A 1,875-nucleotide genomic window follows, 5' to 3' on the forward strand; every position below is an offset into this window, starting at 1 on the left:
ATGAGCGCACCGCAGAGCTGAAACAGACCATTGCGCAGCTGGAAGAAACGAATCGTGTTTTTGTCGGCCGGGAGATGAAAATGGCCGAACTCAAGGCAAGAATTGCGGAACTGGAAAAAACAAAAGACGCAGCTCATCGTTCGTGAAGCGAAAGCGTGAAAGACGAAATAACGAGTCACGAAATACGAGATACGAACGACGAGATGCGAGATGCGAAAGGAAAAAGAAATATGATGCCGGATTCCACCAAACAAGGCTGGTTCAGTACCTGCGGCAGGATGCTGGTTTGCACGCTCGTCATCGTCGCATGTGTCGGATTTATCCCTGCCGAAGCGCGCGCAGTCGATTCTCCGGACAGGCCCAGACGCATTCTGATTATTCCCTCTTATAACTTCGACTATAAGGGTATTCAGTGGTTTATGCAGGGCGCTATGGAGGAATTTAATGAGCATAAAACCTTCCGGGTTACCTTGTCCATTGAAAACCTGCAGTTGGCCACCCATCCGTCCGACCGTAAGTACATGGACACCATGGCCGCTTCGCTGAAAATAAAGTATTCCATCGAAAAGCCGGATCTGATCATCGTCCAGTACAAGCAGGCGCTGCAATTCATGGAGCGCTATGGAAAGGAGATCTTCGGCGACGTGCCCGTTGTCTTTGCCGGATTGAATGCGGAAGGCTACATTCCGGACAGGATGCCTCGCCACTACACGGGAATTATAGCAACTTTCTCGGCCACAAAGAATATCGAACTGATTCTTAAAAACCATCCCGGCGTCCGGAAAATCTACGTTGTCGGCGGCGCAAGCCAAGTTGAGCAAAACCTGGTAAACGAAGCCATCAGGGAAGGGGCGCCGTACCGGGGAAAGGTTGAGTTTATCGCGCTGACCAACATGACATTTCCGGCGCTGCTTGCCAGCCTGGAAAAGATGCAAAATAACTCGGTTGTTATGTACCAGGCCCTGCAACTCGACGCCGCGGGGAAAGTTCTGGTGCCCGCCCGGGCCGCAATCGAAATCGCCCGGGCCGCCCGCGTTCCGGTTTACGGAATGCTTGACACTTACATGGGCAGCGGGATCACGGGGGGATTTCTCATTCATCACGAAGGCCTGGGCCGAAGGGCGGCGGTGATTGCCATACAGTGGCTTCAGACCGGCCTTGCACCGGATGCCCGCGTAAAAAGCGAGCCGATCGGCAGTTATCGATTTGACGGACGGCAATTGAAACGCTGGGGGATAAGAGAGGATTCGCTCCCGGCTGAAAGCCGGATCGAATTCAAGTCTTTCAGCGTCTGGGATAGCTATAAAAAAGAAATTGTGGGAGGAGCCTGTCTGATCCTCCTGCAGGCGGCGCTGATTATCGGACTGCTCAGGAGCCGTCATGAGCGGATAAAGACGACAAACATTTTGAAGGAAACCGAGCGGATCAAATCGGAACTGCTGGAAAAAATGAATGAAGCCCAACGCATAGTTATGATCGGCAACTGGGAGTGGGATTTATTGACCAATCGTGTCTGGTGGTCGGACGAGACCTATCAGATTTTCGGTGTATCACCGCAGGATTTCGTTCCGCGCGTTGAGGCCAACGGCAAGTTTATTCATCCCGATGATTTTGCCGGATACAGCCGGGCATTGGATCATTCTTTTCAAACGGGTGACGTGCTGGATGTCGATTTCCGGGTGGTTGACGGTAAGGGACAGTTGAAGTACTGTCACACCCGGGGAAAACTTGTTCACAACGATTCCGGTAAACCTATTCAGCTTATCGGCACCATCATGGACATCACCGACCGCAAGCTCAAAGAGCAGGAGTTGCTGGAGAAAGAAGTCCAATACCGCAATCTGGCCAACGCCGGTCTGGCGCTGATCTGGACAG

1 protein-coding gene is annotated in these 1,875 nt (G+C 52.3%); it reads left to right on the top strand.

Annotated elements, in window-relative coordinates; translation table 11 throughout:
* Window positions 1-203 precede the first annotated feature (203 nt).
* Window positions 204-1,875, top strand: a 1,672-nt coding sequence (locus CVU71_18200; protein PKN16931.1) for a hypothetical protein, incomplete at its 3' end; no start/stop codon positions are given.

The organism is Deltaproteobacteria bacterium HGW-Deltaproteobacteria-6 (assembly GCA_002840435.1).
Classification (GTDB): domain Bacteria; phylum Desulfobacterota; class Syntrophia; order Syntrophales; family Smithellaceae; genus UBA8904.